The organism is Ruegeria sp. BHSB172, assembly GCF_059613165.1.
In genome coordinates this window covers 1-15,697 of sequence record NZ_JBXWRZ010000026.1, presented here as the reverse complement: position 1 = coordinate 15,697, position 15,697 = coordinate 1, and the positions used below count along the sequence as shown (strand labels likewise).

At 63.1% G+C, this 15,697-nt stretch carries 17 protein-coding genes and 1 tRNA gene; 7 read left to right on the top strand and 11 right to left on the bottom strand.

Features of this window, described 5'->3' with window-relative positions; translation table 11 throughout:
• Positions 1–7 precede the first annotated feature (7 nt).
• From AC2FM3_RS12330 to AC2FM3_RS12320, 3 genes are all read right to left on the bottom strand, one after another.
• Positions 8–1,204: a UbiH/UbiF family hydroxylase gene (locus tag AC2FM3_RS12330; protein WP_496682180.1), complete on the bottom strand. Its 1,197-nt coding sequence runs from the start codon at positions 1,202–1,204 to the stop codon at positions 8–10.
• A 74-nt stretch (positions 1,205–1,278) separates the two neighbouring features.
• Entirely contained in the window at positions 1,279–1,527 is a 249-nt protein-coding gene (locus AC2FM3_RS12325) for a hypothetical protein (protein ID WP_496682177.1), read from the bottom strand.
• Between the two features lie 122 nt (positions 1,528–1,649).
• Positions 1,650–2,294: a pyrimidine 5'-nucleotidase gene (locus AC2FM3_RS12320; protein ID WP_496682174.1), complete on the bottom strand. Its 645-nt coding sequence runs from the start codon at positions 2,292–2,294 to the stop codon at positions 1,650–1,652.
• A gap of 101 nt (positions 2,295–2,395) precedes the next feature.
• Between AC2FM3_RS12320 and AC2FM3_RS12315 the strand changes: the two genes are divergently transcribed.
• On the top strand, positions 2,396–3,043 hold the full coding sequence (locus AC2FM3_RS12315; RefSeq protein ID WP_496682172.1) for a GntR family transcriptional regulator: 648 nt from the start codon (positions 2,396–2,398) through the stop codon (positions 3,041–3,043).
• Here the strand turns inward: AC2FM3_RS12315 and AC2FM3_RS12310 are convergent.
• Positions 3,000–4,913, bottom strand: a complete 1,914-nt coding sequence (locus AC2FM3_RS12310; RefSeq protein WP_496682170.1) for a glycosyltransferase family 2 protein — start codon at positions 4,911–4,913, stop codon at positions 3,000–3,002. The two genes, AC2FM3_RS12315 and AC2FM3_RS12310, sit on opposite strands and share 44 nt — an antisense overlap.
• Before the next feature lie 90 nt (positions 4,914–5,003).
• A complete protein-coding gene (carA, locus tag AC2FM3_RS12305) occupies positions 5,004–6,170 on the bottom strand; it encodes a glutamine-hydrolyzing carbamoyl-phosphate synthase small subunit (protein ID WP_496682167.1) in 1,167 nt (388 codons plus the stop codon).
• 183 nt (positions 6,171–6,353) lie between these two features.
• On the opposite strand from carA, the gene AC2FM3_RS12300 reads away from it, so the two are divergent.
• The gene (locus AC2FM3_RS12300) at positions 6,354–6,836 is read left to right on the top strand and encodes a GatB/YqeY domain-containing protein (protein ID WP_496682166.1); all 483 of its coding nucleotides are present in this window, start codon (positions 6,354–6,356) and stop codon (positions 6,834–6,836) included.
• A 7-nt stretch (positions 6,837–6,843) separates the two neighbouring features.
• Here the strand turns inward: AC2FM3_RS12300 and AC2FM3_RS12295 are convergent, their stop codons facing one another.
• The 3 genes from AC2FM3_RS12295 to ctaD all read right to left on the bottom strand — a co-directional run bounded on the left by AC2FM3_RS12295 (position 6,844) and on the right by ctaD (position 9,772).
• Positions 6,844–7,335, bottom strand: coding sequence for a DUF2244 domain-containing protein (locus AC2FM3_RS12295; protein ID WP_496682165.1), 492 nt, complete (start codon positions 7,333–7,335; stop codon positions 6,844–6,846).
• 44 nt (positions 7,336–7,379) lie between these two features.
• Positions 7,380–7,979, bottom strand: coding sequence for a 2-hydroxychromene-2-carboxylate isomerase (locus AC2FM3_RS12290; RefSeq protein ID WP_496682163.1), 600 nt, complete (start codon positions 7,977–7,979; stop codon positions 7,380–7,382).
• Between the two features lie 134 nt (positions 7,980–8,113).
• Positions 8,114–9,772, bottom strand: a complete 1,659-nt coding sequence (gene ctaD / locus AC2FM3_RS12285; RefSeq protein WP_496682160.1) for a cytochrome c oxidase subunit I — start codon at positions 9,770–9,772, stop codon at positions 8,114–8,116.
• A 292-nt stretch (positions 9,773–10,064) separates the two neighbouring features.
• Here ctaD and AC2FM3_RS12280 point away from each other — a divergent pair, with 292 nt between their 5' ends.
• Entirely contained in the window at positions 10,065–10,484 is a 420-nt protein-coding gene (locus AC2FM3_RS12280) for an HIT family protein (RefSeq protein ID WP_496682157.1), read from the top strand.
• A gap of 8 nt (positions 10,485–10,492) precedes the next feature.
• Here the strand turns inward: AC2FM3_RS12280 and AC2FM3_RS12275 are convergent, their stop codons facing one another.
• A complete protein-coding gene (locus AC2FM3_RS12275; protein WP_496682155.1) occupies positions 10,493–10,906 on the bottom strand; it encodes a MerR family transcriptional regulator in 414 nt (137 codons plus the stop codon).
• Between the two features lie 77 nt (positions 10,907–10,983).
• Here AC2FM3_RS12275 and AC2FM3_RS12270 point away from each other — a divergent pair, with 77 nt between their 5' ends.
• A complete protein-coding gene (locus tag AC2FM3_RS12270; RefSeq protein ID WP_496682152.1) occupies positions 10,984–11,910 on the top strand; it encodes a cation diffusion facilitator family transporter in 927 nt (308 codons plus the stop codon).
• 334 nt (positions 11,911–12,244) lie between these two features.
• On the opposite strand, the gene lipB is transcribed toward AC2FM3_RS12270, so the two are convergent.
• Entirely contained in the window at positions 12,245–12,904 is a 660-nt protein-coding gene (gene lipB / locus AC2FM3_RS12265) for a lipoyl(octanoyl) transferase LipB (protein ID WP_496682149.1), read from the bottom strand.
• A 38-nt stretch (positions 12,905–12,942) separates the two neighbouring features.
• Positions 12,943–13,602, bottom strand: coding sequence for a DsbA family oxidoreductase (locus AC2FM3_RS12260; protein WP_496682148.1), 660 nt, complete (start codon positions 13,600–13,602; stop codon positions 12,943–12,945).
• A gap of 141 nt (positions 13,603–13,743) precedes the next feature.
• On the opposite strand from AC2FM3_RS12260, the gene AC2FM3_RS12255 reads away from it, so the two are divergent.
• The 3 genes from AC2FM3_RS12255 to AC2FM3_RS12245 all read left to right on the top strand — a co-directional run.
• Positions 13,744–13,830, top strand: a tRNA-Leu gene (locus tag AC2FM3_RS12255).
• A 236-nt stretch (positions 13,831–14,066) separates the two neighbouring features.
• Positions 14,067–15,074, top strand: a complete 1,008-nt coding sequence (gene dusA, locus AC2FM3_RS12250; protein ID WP_496682146.1) for a tRNA dihydrouridine(20/20a) synthase DusA — start codon at positions 14,067–14,069, stop codon at positions 15,072–15,074.
• 33 nt (positions 15,075–15,107) lie between these two features.
• Positions 15,108–15,697 (top strand): sulfite exporter TauE/SafE family protein (locus AC2FM3_RS12245; protein ID WP_496682144.1); only part of this gene is annotated, 590 nt, incomplete at its 3' end.

Here is a 15,697-nt window from a genome sequence, read left to right as displayed (position 1 = left end):
ACGGGCCTCAGCGCACGCCGAGGCCCATCTGCATCAGCGTCTTGCGCACCACCGGCATCGAATAAAGCGCGTTGAGCCCTGCGGCGCGCGCATCGCGCAACGGCCGTGCCTCGACCATCGAGGCGCGGTTCAGCAGGTCGATCCCCTTGACTCGCAGCTCGATCTCGGAATGACGGGCCTTGTGATAGGCGTCGAGCATTTGGGCATCTCCCAGACCCTCGGGCCGGGCCTTGGCCAAGTCCAGCAGGCTGCGCAGATCTCCCAGTGACATGTTCAGCCCCTGCGCGCCGATCGGGGGCACCACATGGGCGGCCTCGGCCATCAGCGCCACGCGCTGGGCCGACAGGCGCTCGGCCGATTGGCTGATGATCGGCCAGATCGTCCGGCGTGAGGCCAGTTTCAGCGGCCCAAAAAGGCCGCAGGACCGCTCGGTCATCGCGGCTTCGAACTCGGCCTCGGGCAGGTTTAGCAGTTCGACCGCGCGTGGGCCGCGCTCCATCCACACGATCGCCGACGAGGGCCGGCCCTGCCAGTCAGGCAGGGGGACCAGGGTGAACGGCCCGCCGGACCGGTGGATCTCGGTCGAGACGTTTTCATGGGCGATCGGATGGGTCACCGCAAAGGCCAATGCCTTTTGCCCGTATCGCGTGGTGTGGACCTTGATCCCCGCAGCCTCTCGCATCGGCGAGTTGCGGCCGTCGGCGGCGATCACCAGCTTGGTGCGGATGCGCGTGCCGTCGGACAGACCCACACGCGCCTCGGCGGTGCGGGTGAACAGGCAGACGGTGCCGGTGCCGGGGCGGAAATCGACATTCGGCAGTTCGTGCAGCCGGGCCACCATCTCGCGCCGTAGCAGCCAGTTGGGCAGGTTCCAGCCAAAGGGTTGATCCGAGATATCGGCGGCGTTGAAATCGCGCACCACGCGCGGCTCGGGGATGTCGCCGCCCGCGTCCACGATGCGCATGATCTGCAACGGCGCGGCGTAAGGTTCCAGCCGGTCCCACAATCCGCAGTGCTGCAGCAGGCCGTGCGCCGGCTGCAGAAACGCGGTGGTGCGTAGGTCGGACCCGTCGGCGTCTCGGTCGGTGACGGGTGGGGTCGGGTCCACGCAGATCACGTCGAACCCTGCGGCGCCGAATACGGCCGCCGCGGTCAGCCCGGCGATGCCGCCGCCGGAAATCAGGATGTCACAACTGTCGGTCATCGCGTCACTCTCCGTTGCCTGCGGACCCTAGTGCGGTTCTGGGGCCTGCGCCAAGTGACATCCTGTCCCGTGGTCTAGCCGCGTGAAATCAGGACCAGAATCACGAACATCACCGGCACCATCGCCAAGGCCGGCAGATACAGGCCCGGCAGGCCGAACAACAGGGCGGAACAGCCCCACATGCTGACCAGCGCCGCAACGGTATAGCCCAGATCCTCGGGCTTTCCATTGGCCGCATCGCGGGCCAGCCAGCCAAACAGGGGAATTGCAAAAAGCAGGCGCTGCCAAAAGGGCAGGCGGCCGGGCATCTCGATTGCGGTCATCGGGGTCTCCAGTTCTGTTCGTCGCTGAGCCTGATGTAGGAACGACTTTGCATCTGCAGAATGCGCGGATCGTCGCAGTTTCGGGCTGCGCGCAGGCGCATTTCGTCGCAGTCTCGGGTGGTTCAGATCAGGCGCGCGAGAAAGGCGGTCAGGTCATCCGTGTGGTGGTGGATGTGATCCGCGTCATGAGGATCGGGCGCAACATGCACCGTACGCATGCCCATGTCGTGCGGGACCTTCAGGTTGCGCGGCTCGTCCTCGAACATGGCGGCGCGGTCGGGGTGGATGCCGTCGCGGGCAAAGACCGTTTCAAACGCGGCCTTGTCGGGTTTGGGGCGATACCCCGCATGTTCGACCCCATAGATCGCGTCGAACAGCCCATTTAACCCGCGTGAGGCCAGAACCCGCTCGGCGTAGGGCGCGCTGCCGTTGGTGTAGACGATGCGCCGCCCGGGCAGGGCCCGGATATGCGCGGCCAGCGCAGGGTCGGGCTCCATGTGGCTCAGGTCGACCTGATGAACCGCGTGCAGATAGGGCTCGGGGTCCAGATCATGTTCGGCCATCAGCCCGGCCAGCGTGGTGCCGTGTTCACGCCAATAATGTTGACGCAGTCGGTCGGCCTCGGCCCGGTCGACGCGCAGGGCTTCGACCACGTATTCCGTCATAAGCACCTCGATCTGATCGAACAGGCGCATGTGCGGCGGATACAGGGTATTGTCCAGATCGAACACCCACTGAGTGACATGCGAAAACGCAGGCTTGACCATGGGGTTGGGTTTAGGCCGTGGCCACCGGGTTTTCAATGGCGCACTTGATTGCAGACCCATGGCCCGGATAGACAGGTCCGAACGAGGAGAGACCTGACCCAATGAACCAGTCCCGACAGCCCCAGACCGATGCATACAGCCTGATCCTCGAAGCGATCGACGTAGGGGTGTACAAACCCGGTGACCGGCTGGTGGAAAGTGAACTGGCCGAGCGGTTCGGCGTGTCGCGCACCCCGATCCGCGAGGCGCTACAGCGGCTTGAGACGCAGTCGCTGCTTGAACGTGACGGGCGGTCGCTGATCGTGGCCTCGCTGGACCACAACCAGATGGCCGAGCTTTATGTCGTCCGGCGTGAATTGGAGGGGCTGGCGGCCCGGCTGGCCGCGCGGCATGCGACCGAGGAAGAAATCAAGGTATTGCAGGACATGGTCGCGGCCGACGATGCACTTGTGGGTGACCCGGTCGCCCTGTCGCGCGCCAATCGACGGTTCCACGAACAGATCCACCTGGCGTCGCACAACCGCTATCTCGTGCAGCAACTGGATCTTGTGCACCGCACGATGGCGCTTATGGCCACCACGTCGCTGGCAGCGCAAGGTCGGGGCGAGATCGCCCAGAACGAGCACAAGGCGATCGTTGACGCCATCGCGGCCCGCGACGAGGAGGCCGCGGACCGGGCGCTGAAAGAGCATATCTCGGTCGCGTTCATGACCCGTCTGAAACAGGACGCAATCCGGCGCGAAAAGTAGGCTTGGGCAGGTTTTCTTCGGCTGCCTGGCCATGCTGGGTCTTGTCCCAGAAGAACGGGTTGGCCGCCAGTTCCCACAATGCCTTGTAGGCGGCTATCACGCCCAGCGGATAATACAGCGCCATGGTGGGCACCCATGGGATCAGGAACCGACGGCCGCCCGAGAGCACGCCCAGTGTGCCCACGATGATGTTCGCGGCTTCGGCGGTCAGGAACAGATAGACGCAACCGCGCAGGATTTCCGGCGCTATGACGCCCTGGAAAGGATGCGGCCACCCGACCGAGGCCAGCCAGAAGGCCCAGAGCACCGGGGCAAGCAGAAATTGCCCGACCGTGCCCAGAAAGAAGGCCTGAACCCCGAAAAACCGCCACGCCCCAAGGTCGCGCAGCAGCCGCGTCGGAGACCGCATATGCACCAGGTAGGTGACCATGAAGCCTTTGAGCCAGCGTGACCGCTGCTTGATCCAAGGCCAGGCGCGGAAATTCGCTTCTTCATAGGTCGTGGTGTCCACGATCTGGGTGCGATAGCCAGCGCGGGTCAGGCGCAGGCCCAGATCCGCGTCCTCGGTGACGTTGTGTGCGTCCCAGCCGCCAAGCTCGATCAGCTTGTCGCGGCGGAAGAAGAATGTCGTTCCTCCCAGCGGCACGACCAGCCCCAGCCGGGCGATTCCCGGCAGGATCACTCGGAACCAGCCGCTGTATTCGATGGTGAAGCAACGGGCGCGCCAGTTGGTTCGCGGGTTGTAGAAATCCAGTGCCCCCTGCAGGCAGACCACGTCTTCGGGCGCCTTTGCGAAATGGCGAGCGACGGTCTCGAGCTGGTCCGGCACGGGGGCGTCTTCGGCATCCCAAACGCCCACGATCTCGCCCCGGCAGAAATCCAGCGCATAGTTCATGGCGCGGGGCTTGGTGGTCAAATCGCCCAGGGCCGGTACCTCGATCGTGCGCATCCAGCTTGGCAGATCGGCTCTTTCCAGCGCCGCCCGTGTGACGCCATCCTTCTCCTCCAGCACGAGGACGACATCCAGCAGCGCCTTGGGGTATGTCAGACGTTGCAGACGCTGGACCAGAGCGCCAGCGATTTCCCGTTCCTTGTACAATGGAACCATGATCGAAACGCTGGGAAGCCGGGCAGGCGATTCCATCAATTCGGTCTGGCGTGTTCTTCGCGGAGCGAAATAGGCCGCCACGCCAGCCAGACGCAGGACCAGAAACAATGTCAACGTGCCGACCGCGGCCCAGAACAGCAGCGAAAGACCAAGCTGCGGGATGGCGGCAAGCCCGGCGACGGCCATCAGAAACGCAACAGCCGGCTTGAACCGCGAACCGAGATTCCACCCACGGCAACTCTGGCTCAGTGGGGCGCGGGTTTCTGCAGCCTGGGCCAGCTGCGTCTTGTACCGGTCTGCGATCGCATTGTCGATCTGGTCCGCTTGGGCCAAGACCGGCAGGACCGTCTGCGCGCAGTCGCGCAGGCGATCGGCCACCACGTCGAACCGATCGGGGCGGGCGGTGGCCACCATAAGGATCGGCCCGACCCGCATCCACGGAACGACGTTGTGTTCGATCCAGAATTGCACCGGGCGCAGGGCGCATAGTTCGGCAGGCGGAGGGGAGGTCTCGAGATCGGCGAATTGCAACCGGCGTTGATGCCGCAAAGCGCACAGAACATCTTTGCGCGTGGCCCAGTTTTCGCTGACGAGAATCTCGCCCAACGGTGCCTTCTGTCGCTTTTGCGATTGCAGCGCCGCGTCCAGTTGTTGGGGCGTAATCGTTCCCGCATCGACCAAACAGGCGCCAAGGGGCTTCCAAATCTCCGATCCGGCCACTGCTGTCGCGGGACCTTGATCCGAAAAACTCAACTCAACCATATTGATACCCTGCCCGAAGTCACTCGGGCAGAGTTGCTCAATCAAGGTTAATCCCAGGTTAACGGCTGCGCATATCGCAGCCAACGTGGTTTAAGCGTGGGCTTTTCTGTCCGCCATGGCCTGCGCGAACCGTTCGAACAGGTAGAAACTGTCCTGCGGGCCGGGGGACGCCTCGGGATGGTACTGAACCGAATAGACAGAACGGTCGGTCATGCGGATGCCGCAGTTCGAACCGTCAAACAGGGAGCGGTGGGTTTCGATCACGCCTTCGGGCAGCGATTGCGCGTCCACGGCGAACCCGTGGTTCATCGACGTGATCTCGACCTTGCCGGTTTCCAGATCCTTGACCGGGTGGTTCGCGCCATGGTGGCCGTGGTTCATTTTGACCGTTCGGCCGCCCAGCGCCAGCGCCAACATCTGGTGGCCAAGGCAGATCCCGAAGACCGGAAGGTCGGTGGTGTCGAGAATTTCGCGGATCATCGGCACAGCGTATTCCCCGGTGGCGGCCGGATCGCCCGGACCGTTGGACAGGAACACGCCGTCGGGGTCATGGGCCAGAACTTCTGCCGCGGTGGCGGTTGCGGGCAGCACGGTCACGTCGCACCCGGCCGAGGCCAGACAGCGCAGGATGTTCCGTTTGGCGCCGTAATCCAGGGCGACGACCTTGTGCAGGGGTGCCTGTTGCCGCTGATAGCCGTCGGGCCAGGCCCAGCGCATCTCGTCCCAGCGGTAGCTCTGGGCGCAGGTCACCTCCTTGGCCAGATCCATCCCTTCCAGCCCGGCAAAACCACGCGCCGCGGCGATCAGCGACTCGATGTCAAAATTGCCGTCGGGGACGTGGGCCAGGGCCACATGCGGGGCGCCCTGCTGACGGATCGCGCGGGTCAGCCGGCGGGTATCGACCCCACCGATGGCGATCCGGCCGCGCCGGGCCAGCCAGTCGGTCAGCCGCTCGGACGAGCGCCAGTTCGACGGCTCGGTCGGGTCCCATTTCACGACCATGCCTGCCGCCACCGGATCGGCGGTTTCGTCATCCTCGGGATTGACGCCGACATTGCCGATATGCGGGAAGGTGAACGTCACGATCTGACCGGCATAGGACGGGTCGGTCATGATCTCCTGATAGCCGGTCATCGCGGTGTTGAAACACAGCTCGGCCACGGTCTGGCCCGTGGCGCCGAAACCGGTGCCGAAGAAGAGCGTTCCGTCGGCCAGTGCCAGACATGCGGTGGGCTTGGACGTGGCGTTGTGGGCCATGGCGCGACTCTCCTTTTGGGTAAATCGGCGCATAACTAAGGGGGTTGGTGCCTCGGGTCAACCCTGTTCAATTTTCGGGCTTTTGTTGTTTTTCAAAGGCTTAACAAAAGTCCAAGGGTGTTGTGTCATGAAAACTGTTTGGATATGTTCGGGGTTCCGTTGCCATGGGGATGAATTGAGCAGATGGATATGCGAACGCGGATCACCACCGCCCTGAAGCAAGCAATGAAAGACAAGGACACCGAGCGCCTGTCGACCCTGCGGCTGATCAATGCCGCCATCAAGGACCGCGACATTGCCAAGCGCGCCGAGGGCAACGAAGAGGCCAACGGCTGCGGCGATGCGGATGTACTTGAGATACTTGGGAAAATGAGCAAGCAACGCAAGGAGAGCGCCCGCGCCTACGAGGAGGGCGGCCGCCTCGACCTGGCTGAACGCGAACTGCGCGAGGTCGAGGTGATCGAGGAATTCCTGCCCAAGCAACTGGATGACGACGAAGTCGCCGCCGCGATCGAGGCGGCGATCAGCGCGACCGGAGCCGGTTCGATCCGCGACATGGGAAAGGTGATGGGCGCTCTGAAATCGCGCTATGCCGGCCGGATGGATTTCGGCAAGGTCGGGCCGTTGGTCAAAGACCACCTGTGCAGCGTTTCGAACGGCGGCTGAGGCTGTCTCAGCCGACCGCCGGATCGCGCAAGCGTTTCACCAGGTCGTCGTAGAGGGAAACGCGCTCTTCCTCGGACAGGAAGGCACCGATTTCGACGACGCGGCCTTCGCCCGACAGAGTGACATAATTTGGCACCGGCCCGCCGGTCGGGTGGATCTCGGGGCGGGCCCAGTATCGGTTGCACTGCCATTCCTGCCGAGGGGCTCGTGGGGCATGGCGCACCAGATGGGCCTGGGTGCCGGACAGGGTCAGAACCTCGTGGACGCTGCGGGCGCGGTAATTGGCCTCGAACGCCAGCCACAGCCCGGCCACGGTCAGCAGCAGAAACGGCAGAAGCCCCCACAGAAGGACCGATCCCAGAACCGCCAGCAGGGGGATCAGTCCAAACAGAAAGACCGCCAGAACGACGGCCATCGCACCGCGCGGCGGCAACGAGTTGTGCGGCCACAGGCGCAGGCGCTGCTCGGCATCTGATGTGTCTTCCCAGTGATACGGCATCACGACAAAAAATAGCGGCCGTGCCCGTGTTGTCGATGGCAATTTCACAAGACATGCCCGACCCGCGCCCACGAGAGCGCGTCTTCCAGCCGGTCATCGCCCCAGAACACTTCGCCACCCACGACAAAGCTTGGGGCGCCGAAAATGCCCAGGCGGATGGCGGTGTCGGTTTCGGCCTGCAGCGCGGCCTCGGTCTGCGGGGTGCGGGCGCGGGCCAGTACCGGCAACGGGTCCTGCTGACAGCGGAAAAGGGCCTCGGAGATGGCCTGCTCGCTCCCGGCCTCGACCCCCTCTTCGAACCAGATCCGGTACAGCGCCTGGGTAAAGCCCTTGCCCCAGCCTTCGGACATGCCCAGCAGCGCGACCTGATTGGCCAGCTCCAGATCCGAGATTGGATAGGGCGCGGGCAGGCGCGCATGGATGTGGTACTTGGACGCCCTGCGCTGGATATCGCGCCACATATAGGCCGATTTCACGGGTTTGCCCGCAAAGGGAATGTTTCGCTGTTCGGACATCACGGCCCGCACGTTGAACGGGCGCCATTTGACCGTCGCGCCGTTTTCCTCGCAACACGCGTCCAAGCGCATGATGGTCAGGAAGCTGTAGGTGCTGCCGATCGAGTACCAAAAATCAATATCGGCCATGGCATCCCCCGAGGTTGCCGCAGTTGTCGGGCAGGGACCAGATTACCCGATTTTTACCAATCTGGCGATGGCGGCCGTGGGGGCAAAGAAAAACCCCGCCGAAAGGGCGGGGTTCTGTCATTTTGACACCGGGGTCAGTGCGCGTGGCTCTTGTCCCAGTCTTCCTGCTTGGGCAGCTGCTCGAACGTATGCTCGGGCGGCGGCGAGGGCAGGGTCCATTCCAGCGTGTCCGCGTATTCGTTCCACGGGTTCGGGCGCGTTTCCTTGGCACCACGGAACAGGGCGTAGAACACGATGCCGAAGAACAGCAGGAACGAAGCGAACGAGATGAACGCACCGATCGACGAGACGAAGTTCCACTGGGCGAATGCCTCTGGGTAGTCGATGTAACGGCGCGGCATGCCCTGACGGCCCAGGAAGTGCTGCGGGAAGAAGGTCAGGTTTGCACCGATGAAGAACATCCAGAAGTGCACCTTGCCCCAGAACTCCGAGTACTGACGGCCCGTCATCTTCGAGAAGTAGAAGTACACGCCTGCAAAGATGGCAAAGACTGCGCCCAAGCTCATCACGTAGTGGAAGTGCGCGACGACATAGTAGGTGTCGTGATAGGCGCGGTCGATACCGGCCTGCGACAGAACCACACCGGTCACACCGCCGACGGTGAACAGGAACAGGAAGCCGAAGGCGAACAGCATCGGCGTCTTGAACTCGATCGAGCCGCCCCACATGGTGGCGATCCACGAGAACACCTTCACGCCCGTCGGAACCGCAATGACCATCGTGGCCAGCATGAAGTAGGCCTGCTGACGCAGCGACATGCCGACGGTGTACATGTGGTGTGCCCACACGACGAAGCCCAGCACGCCGATTGCGATGATCGCCCAGACCATCGGCAGATAGCCGAAGATCGGCTTGCGCGAGAAGGTGGCGATCACGTGGCTGATGATGCCGAAGCCGGGCAGGATCACGATGTACACTTCGGGGTGACCGAAGAACCACAGGATGTGCTGATACAGAACGGGGTCACCGCCACCGGCCGGGTCAAAGAAGGTGAAGCCGAAGTTGCGGTCCATCAGCAGCATGGTGATCGCGCCCGCCAGAACCGGCAGCGACAGCAGAATCAGCCACGAGGTGACGAAGATCGACCAGCTGAACAGCGGCACCTTGAACAGGGTCATGCCCGGGGCACGCATGTTCAGGAAGGTGGTGATCATGTTGATCGCGCCGAGGATCGAGGAGGCGCCCGATACGTGCACGGCAAAGATCGCCAGGTCCATGGACATGCCGCCTTCGGTCGTCGACAACGGCGGGTACAGAACCCAGCCCACGCCCGAGCCGGCTTGGTCGTTGCCTCCGGGGGCCAGCAGCGAAGCGATGCCCAGCGAGGTGCCGGCGACATACAGCCAGAAGGACAGGTTGTTCATCCGCGGGAAGGCCATGTCCGGCGCACCGATCTGCAACGGCATGAAATAGTTGCCGAAACCGCCGAACAGCGCGGGGATGACCACGAAGAACATCATCAGAACACCGTGATAGGTGATCATCACGTTCCAAAGGTGTCCGTTCGGGGTGCAGGGATCGGCCATGAAGCCTTCCAGGCACATGTACTGAACGCCCGGATGCATCAGTTCTAGCCGCATGTAGATGGTCATCGCGACCGAGATGAACCCGGCAAAGGCCGAGAAGATCAGGTAAAGGATCCCGATATCCTTGTGGTTGGTCGACATGAACCACCGGGTAAAGAACCCGCGCTGGTCTTCATGATCGTGACCATGAATGGCTGCGTCTGCCATTTAGGTGCCTCCTGTTGCAAATAGACCGCGCAGCCGGACCTCTCCGGCGCGCGGGATTCCTGCTGGTTTTAGAATGCAAGGGGGCGGCCTTCAATGGCCGAGTTTGATCTGGATCAAGAATAATTGTCGCGGGGCAAGAGGCCACCCACACGAATTTGGCCCTGACCAAGCGGTAGCTGGGGATGATCGGGTGAATTGCAAGGGCTGGGGCTGCCCGAGGGCGGAATCGCGCCTTGACCCGCCGCGGGCTTGGCCGCAGAACAACACGCAGCCCCATTGCCGGAGACCTGTCATGTCCACTTATGATCCCGAAAACATCTTTGCCAAGATCCTGCGGGGCGAGATCCCCTCAACCCGTGTGTACGAAGATGATGAAACGCTGGCATTCATGGATATCATGCCGCGCGCCGACGGGCATCTGCTGGTGATCCCCAAGACCCCCTGCCGCAACATCCTTGACGCCAGCCCCGCGCAATTGGCCGCAGTCATGGCCACCGTGCAGAAACTGGCGCGCGCCGTCATGAAAGCCTTTGACGCCGACGGTGTGACCGTCCAGCAATTCAACGAGACCGCAGGCGGGCAAGAGGTGTTTCACCTGCATTTCCATGTTCTTCCGCGCCGTGAAGGCCTGCCCATGCGGCCGCCGGGCAAGATGGGCGATTTGGACGAAATCGCCGCGCATGCCGAGCGGATCCGGGCGGCGCTGGACTGATCCGGCGCTCAGTGCGGCCCTGAACAATCGTCATGGGCGCCAAAGGCGTTCAGAACCGCGCAGACATGATCGTGCTGCCCGTCACAGGCAGTGGCGATCCGGGCCAGTTCGGACTCGAGCCTTTGCAACTTGCCGATGCGTTCCCGCAGATCATGCAACTGCCGCCGTGCGATCTCGTGCGCCCGGTTAAGGTCGTCGCCCTGCGCGCCCTCGAGCGACAGCAGCGCCTCGACATCGGCCAGTGGCAGTCCAAGGTCGCGCGTGTGGCGGATGAAGCGCAGGCGGTCCAGCGCCGCCTCGTCATAGCGCCGCTGATTGCCCGCTGTGCGTTCCGGTTGCGGCAGCAGGCCCTTGTCTTCGTAGAACCGGATGGTGGGCACCTTGACGCCCGTGCGGCGCGACAGTTCTCCGATCGTGTACATTTTCGGCCCCCCCCCTTGAACCTCTAGTCACTAGAGGAATTAGGTGTTGGTCATGACCCAGACAAGGACCGATTTCCATGGCGCATAAACACGACCACGGGCATCATCACCACCAGATCGACCCAAGCACGGGGGATGCGCGGGTGGCCTGGGCCATCGCCGTCAACCTAGCCCTCACGCTGGCTCAGATCGTCGGCGGCATTCTGTCCGGGTCGCTGGCGTTGATCGCCGACGCGCTGCACAATTTCTCGGACGCGGTCGCACTGATCATTGCGTTCTTCGCCCGCAGGATCGCGCGCCGCCCGTCAGACCCCCGCATGAGTTTCGGCTATGGTCGGGCCGAGGTGGTGGCAGCTCTGGTCAACTATACCACGCTGGTCGTGCTGGCGATCTACCTGATGTACGAAGGCGTGATGCGTATCGTTCAGCCCGAGCCCATCGACGGCTGGATCGTGGTCTGGATCGCGGTGCTGGCCTTGATCGTCGATGCGGTCACCGCGCTTTTGACCTTTTCGATGGCCAAGACCAGCATGAACATCCGGGCGGCCTTCCTGCACAACCTTGCCGATGCCCTGGGGTCGGTGGCGGTGATCCTGGCCGGCAGCGCCGTGATCCTGTTCGGCTGGACCTGGGTCGACCCGGCCGTGACGATCCTGATCGCGTTCTACATCCTGTGGCACGTCAAGGCGGAAATCACCGGGGCGATCCGCGTTCTGATGCTGGGCGCGCCGCCCGGGCTGGACCCCGAACAGGTCGCCGCCGCCATCGAGGAGGCCGAGGGCGTCGACGGCGTGCACCATGTCCATCTGTGGAGCATGCAGGAGCGCGAGCCGGCCCTGACCGCGCATCTGGTCATCGCGGCCGACGCCTGGCCCGCGGCCGAGCGCATCCGCGTTTCGGTAAGGCAAATCTTGCAGGAGCGATTTGCCATTGGCCACACGACGCTCGAGATGGAACGGACCGGGCGGGGTTGCGAGACCCCGCCGCGGTTCGGGCATGATTGACGGTAGGGCTTGAAACGAGAATTATTGAAGGTTGGGCCTGAAACGAGAATTGCCGTTCCGATTTGGGGTCGGAACGGCAGACTCGTAACCAAACACTTGATCGATTTTCGCGGGCTGGCCGCGATCACCGGTTAACATACCACTCACTCTTGAACGGTCTCTTCATAATACCTCAGACTGAGGCCATTGTGTGAACCGAAAGTGGTGTTTGGGTTAATTAACCCTGATTTTTAGACACATTTGGGAAAAAGCCGTCTGCTTTGCGAAACAGCGGCCACGTGACAAAGGCATTGTTGTTGCCCTGTGTCACTATCCGGCATGCCGGTGCCGAGAATCACCCGGCGGGTGCTGCTTCGAAAACCTCGTCGAAGGTTTTGCGCAAGGCGACATCAACATCGGCCATCGTCACGGGCAGGCCCAGATCCACAAGCGATGTCACGCCATATTCCCGGATGCCGCAGGGTACGATGCCCGAAAAATGCTCCAGGTCCGGTTCGACATTGATCGAGATCCCGTGGAAACTGATCCATTTGCGCAGGCGGATCCCTATGGCGGCGATCTTGTCCTCGGCCGGTTTGCCCGACGCGGTCAGGGGCTTGTCCTTGCGCGGCACCCAAACGCCGACGCGGCCTTCGCGGATTTCTCCGTGGACATTGAACTCACCCAGAGCGGCGATCACCCAAGCCTCCAGCTGCTTGACGAAGCGGCGTACGTCATGGCCACGTCTGCCGACATCCAGCATGACATAGACCACCCGCTGGCCGGGCCCGTGATAGGTGTATTCGCCCCCGCGCTTGCTGGGATAGACCGGAAAACGGTCGGGGTCCGTCAGGTCTTCGGGCTTGGCCGAGGTCCCGGCGGTGTACAGCGGCGGGTGTTCCAGCAGCCAGATGCACTCGTCCGCCTGTCCGGCGGCGATTTCGGCCACGCGCGCCTCCATGAAGTCGACGGCGGCGTCATAGTCGGTCAGCCCGTCTGTGATCTTCCATTCCATGCGTGCCTCTTACCCCGGTTCCCGGCGAAGGGAAAGCGTCAGGCGGCCTCGGACAGGCAGCGTCTCAGCACCTGGGCGTAGGTGTCCGGGCCTTGCGCGCCCGTCAGCAGGTATTTCCCGCCGAAGACCATGGCGGGAACGCCGCTGATGCCGCGGCTTGTCCAGAATTGCTGTTTCTGACGGACGGGTCCCGCATGCGCGCCCGAGGTCAGCGCTGCGCGGGCCGCATCGCCGTCCAGCCCGACGGACCGGGCCGCATCCACCAGAACCTGGGTGTCCGAGACATCCTTCTGATCGGTGAAATATGCGCTGAACAATGCCAGCTTAAGCGGGTGCTGGCGCCCTTGCTCTTCGGCCCAGTCCAACAGCTGATGAGCGGCGAAGGTGTTCACGATGCGACTGTCATCAGTGAAATTGAAGGCAAAGCCCAGATCGGACCCCAGCGCCTTCAGCTGTGCGCGCGCCTGTTGGCTTTGCGCGACGGTAGTGCCGTATTTTTCGATGATATGATCGCGCAGATTCTGGCCCTCGGGTCCCATTGCCGGGTTCAGCTCGAACGGATGCCAGCGCAACCGGGCCTGGACGCCCTCGCGCGTCAGGGCCTGATCGAGTTGCAGAAATCCGACGATGCACCAGGGACACACGACGTCCGACACGATGTCGATCTGTACGGTGGGGCGAGGGTCGAGCGAAGTCATGTCAAGCTCCTGTCGGGCTGGTCGTCGGTTTCCAGATGGCACAGATATGGTCGAAACAGGGGATTTCCAATGCGGTTGTTTTTGCCTCTTCACATCCATTCGCCAAACGTCTATACGCCGCCGTACCAAGTCATTGGCAGTGCGGTCGTGGCGGAATTGGTAGACGCGCAGCGTTGAGGTCGCTGTGGGGTAACTCCCGTGGAAGTTCGAGTCTTCTCGACCGCACCAATCTCAATACACCAATCATCTTTGCCGCGACATTGTCGGGCTGATCGCTTTCAGCTGCCTTAGACTTGGCGTTTGCGGTCGATACGGCTTACTGCTGAACATCCGCCAGAAGCGGCAGTGTCCTGTCGGCTCGGGTGTGCTACACGATGGCAACGCAGAATCGAAAACCGCCGAATTCGCCAGAAATCTGGGGTGGCCGTGCTGTATACGGGTGACGGAAATTTGGAGCGAACGCTTTGAAAAATAACGTACAAAAAGCGGCGCGTTTAAGCGTGGCGCCGATGATGGACTGGACAGATCGTCATTGCCGGTACCTGCACAGACTGCTGAGTTCCAATGCGCTTCTCTATACCGAGATGGTGACCGCGCCCGCTCTTGTCCGAGGTGGGGCGCTTCACCTGCTGGAGTTCAGCCCTGAAGAACACCCCGTGGCCCTGCAACTGGGCGGGTCCGACCCCGAGGAACTGGCGCAGGCCGCCATGTTGGCGGCTGAGGCGGGGTATGACGAGATCAATTTGAATTGCGGATGCCCGTCCGACCGGGTGCAGTCGGGCACCTTCGGCGCGGTCTTGATGAAGGACCCGGCGCGCGTGGCGGATTGTGTCGCGGCGTTGCGCGCGGCCGTGCGCGTCGAGGTGACGGTGAAATGCCGCATCGGAGTGGACGAGCAAACCCCCGAGGAGGTGCTGCCCGACTTTCTGGAGAGGATTCGAGCCGCCGGATGCCAGCGCGTCACGATCCACGCCCGCAAGGCTTGGCTGCAGGGGCTGAGCCCCAAGGAAAACCGCGATATCCCGCCGCTGGACTATGGCCTGGTGCATCGGATGAAGGCCGCGTTTCCCGACATGCACATCTCGATCAACGGGGGGATCGCGTCTCTGGCCGAGGCGCGCGCGCATCTGGAGGCCGGACTGGACGGGGTGATGATCGGGCGGGCCGCCTATCACCAACCCACCGACATTCTGGCCGAGGCCGATCAATTGATCTTTGGCACCGGGGCTGCCGCCGATCCGGTGGACGTCGTGCATAAGATGCTGCCCTATATCGACCGACACCTTGCCGCGGGGGGGCGGTTGCACCAGATCACCCGGCACATGCTGGGTCTGTTCGCGGGCCGACCGGGCGCACGGGGGTGGCGCCGGGTCCTGTCGGAAGGGGCGGTCCGGGACCATGCCGGTCCCGAGGTCGTTTTGGAGGCGCTGGCCCGCGTGGCTCCGGACACCGTCGCGGCACAGGCAATTTGACAGGGCCGAAGGGCCGCAATCCAAGGGGGACGGATGCCCGAGACTTTTTTGCTGGTCCAGATGCTGGGCCTGTTGCTTGTTATCGGAGCGCTGGCCGGGGTGCTGGCGGGCCTGCTGGGCGTGGGCGGAGGGATCGTTCTGGTGCCCGCGTTCTTCTATACGTTCCAGACATTGGGCTATGGCGGCCCGCAACTGATGCAGATGTGCCTGGCGACCTCACTGGCCACGATCATCGTGACCTCTGTCCGCTCGGTTCTGAGTCACAACAAGAAAGGCGCGGTGGATTGGCAGATCCTGCGCGGCTGGGGGCCGGGGATCGCTGCGGGGGCCATCTTGGGCGTCATGGTCGCGTCCGCCCTACGGACCGAGGCGCTGCAGGCCTTGTTTGGCATTCTCGGCATCTGCATCGGGGCCTATCTGGGCCTGGGAAAATCCGAATGGCGGCTGGGCGATGCCATGCCCGGCGGGCTGCGGCGATTGCTGATTTCCCCGATGGTCGGGTTTCTGTCGGTTTTGATGGGGATCGGCGGGGGCAGTTTCGGCGTGCCGCTGATGAGTCTGTACAACACGCCCATTCACCGAGCCGTCGCCACCGCGGCCGGGTTCGGCGTCATCATCGCGGT

Excerpts from the sequence above, each read along its gene's own strand:
- AC2FM3_RS12330 (WP_496682180.1), bottom strand. The coding sequence starts at position 1,204 with ATGACCGACAGTTGTGACATCCTGATTTCCGGCGGCGGCATCGCCGGG.
- AC2FM3_RS12325 (WP_496682177.1), bottom strand. The coding sequence starts at position 1,527 with ATGACCGCAATCGAGATGCCCGGCCGCCTGCCCTTTTGGCAGCGCCTG.
- AC2FM3_RS12320 (WP_496682174.1), bottom strand. The coding sequence starts at position 2,294 with ATGGTCAAGCCTGCGTTTTCGCATGTCACTCAGTGGGTGTTCGATCTG.
- AC2FM3_RS12315 (WP_496682172.1), top strand. The coding sequence starts at position 2,396 with ATGAACCAGTCCCGACAGCCCCAGACCGATGCATACAGCCTGATCCTC.
- AC2FM3_RS12310 (WP_496682170.1), bottom strand. The coding sequence starts at position 4,913 with ATGGTTGAGTTGAGTTTTTCGGATCAAGGTCCCGCGACAGCAGTGGCC.
- carA (WP_496682167.1), bottom strand. The coding sequence starts at position 6,170 with ATGGCCCACAACGCCACGTCCAAGCCCACCGCATGTCTGGCACTGGCC.
- AC2FM3_RS12300 (WP_496682166.1), top strand. The coding sequence starts at position 6,354 with ATGGATATGCGAACGCGGATCACCACCGCCCTGAAGCAAGCAATGAAA.
- AC2FM3_RS12295 (WP_496682165.1), bottom strand. The coding sequence starts at position 7,335 with ATGCCGTATCACTGGGAAGACACATCAGATGCCGAGCAGCGCCTGCGC.
- AC2FM3_RS12290 (WP_496682163.1), bottom strand. The coding sequence starts at position 7,979 with ATGGCCGATATTGATTTTTGGTACTCGATCGGCAGCACCTACAGCTTC.
- ctaD (WP_496682160.1), bottom strand. The coding sequence starts at position 9,772 with ATGGCAGACGCAGCCATTCATGGTCACGATCATGAAGACCAGCGCGGG.
- AC2FM3_RS12280 (WP_496682157.1), top strand. The coding sequence starts at position 10,065 with ATGTCCACTTATGATCCCGAAAACATCTTTGCCAAGATCCTGCGGGGC.
- AC2FM3_RS12275 (WP_496682155.1), bottom strand. The coding sequence starts at position 10,906 with ATGTACACGATCGGAGAACTGTCGCGCCGCACGGGCGTCAAGGTGCCC.
- AC2FM3_RS12270 (WP_496682152.1), top strand. The coding sequence starts at position 10,984 with ATGGCGCATAAACACGACCACGGGCATCATCACCACCAGATCGACCCA.
- lipB (WP_496682149.1), bottom strand. The coding sequence starts at position 12,904 with ATGGAATGGAAGATCACAGACGGGCTGACCGACTATGACGCCGCCGTC.
- AC2FM3_RS12260 (WP_496682148.1), bottom strand. The coding sequence starts at position 13,602 with ATGACTTCGCTCGACCCTCGCCCCACCGTACAGATCGACATCGTGTCG.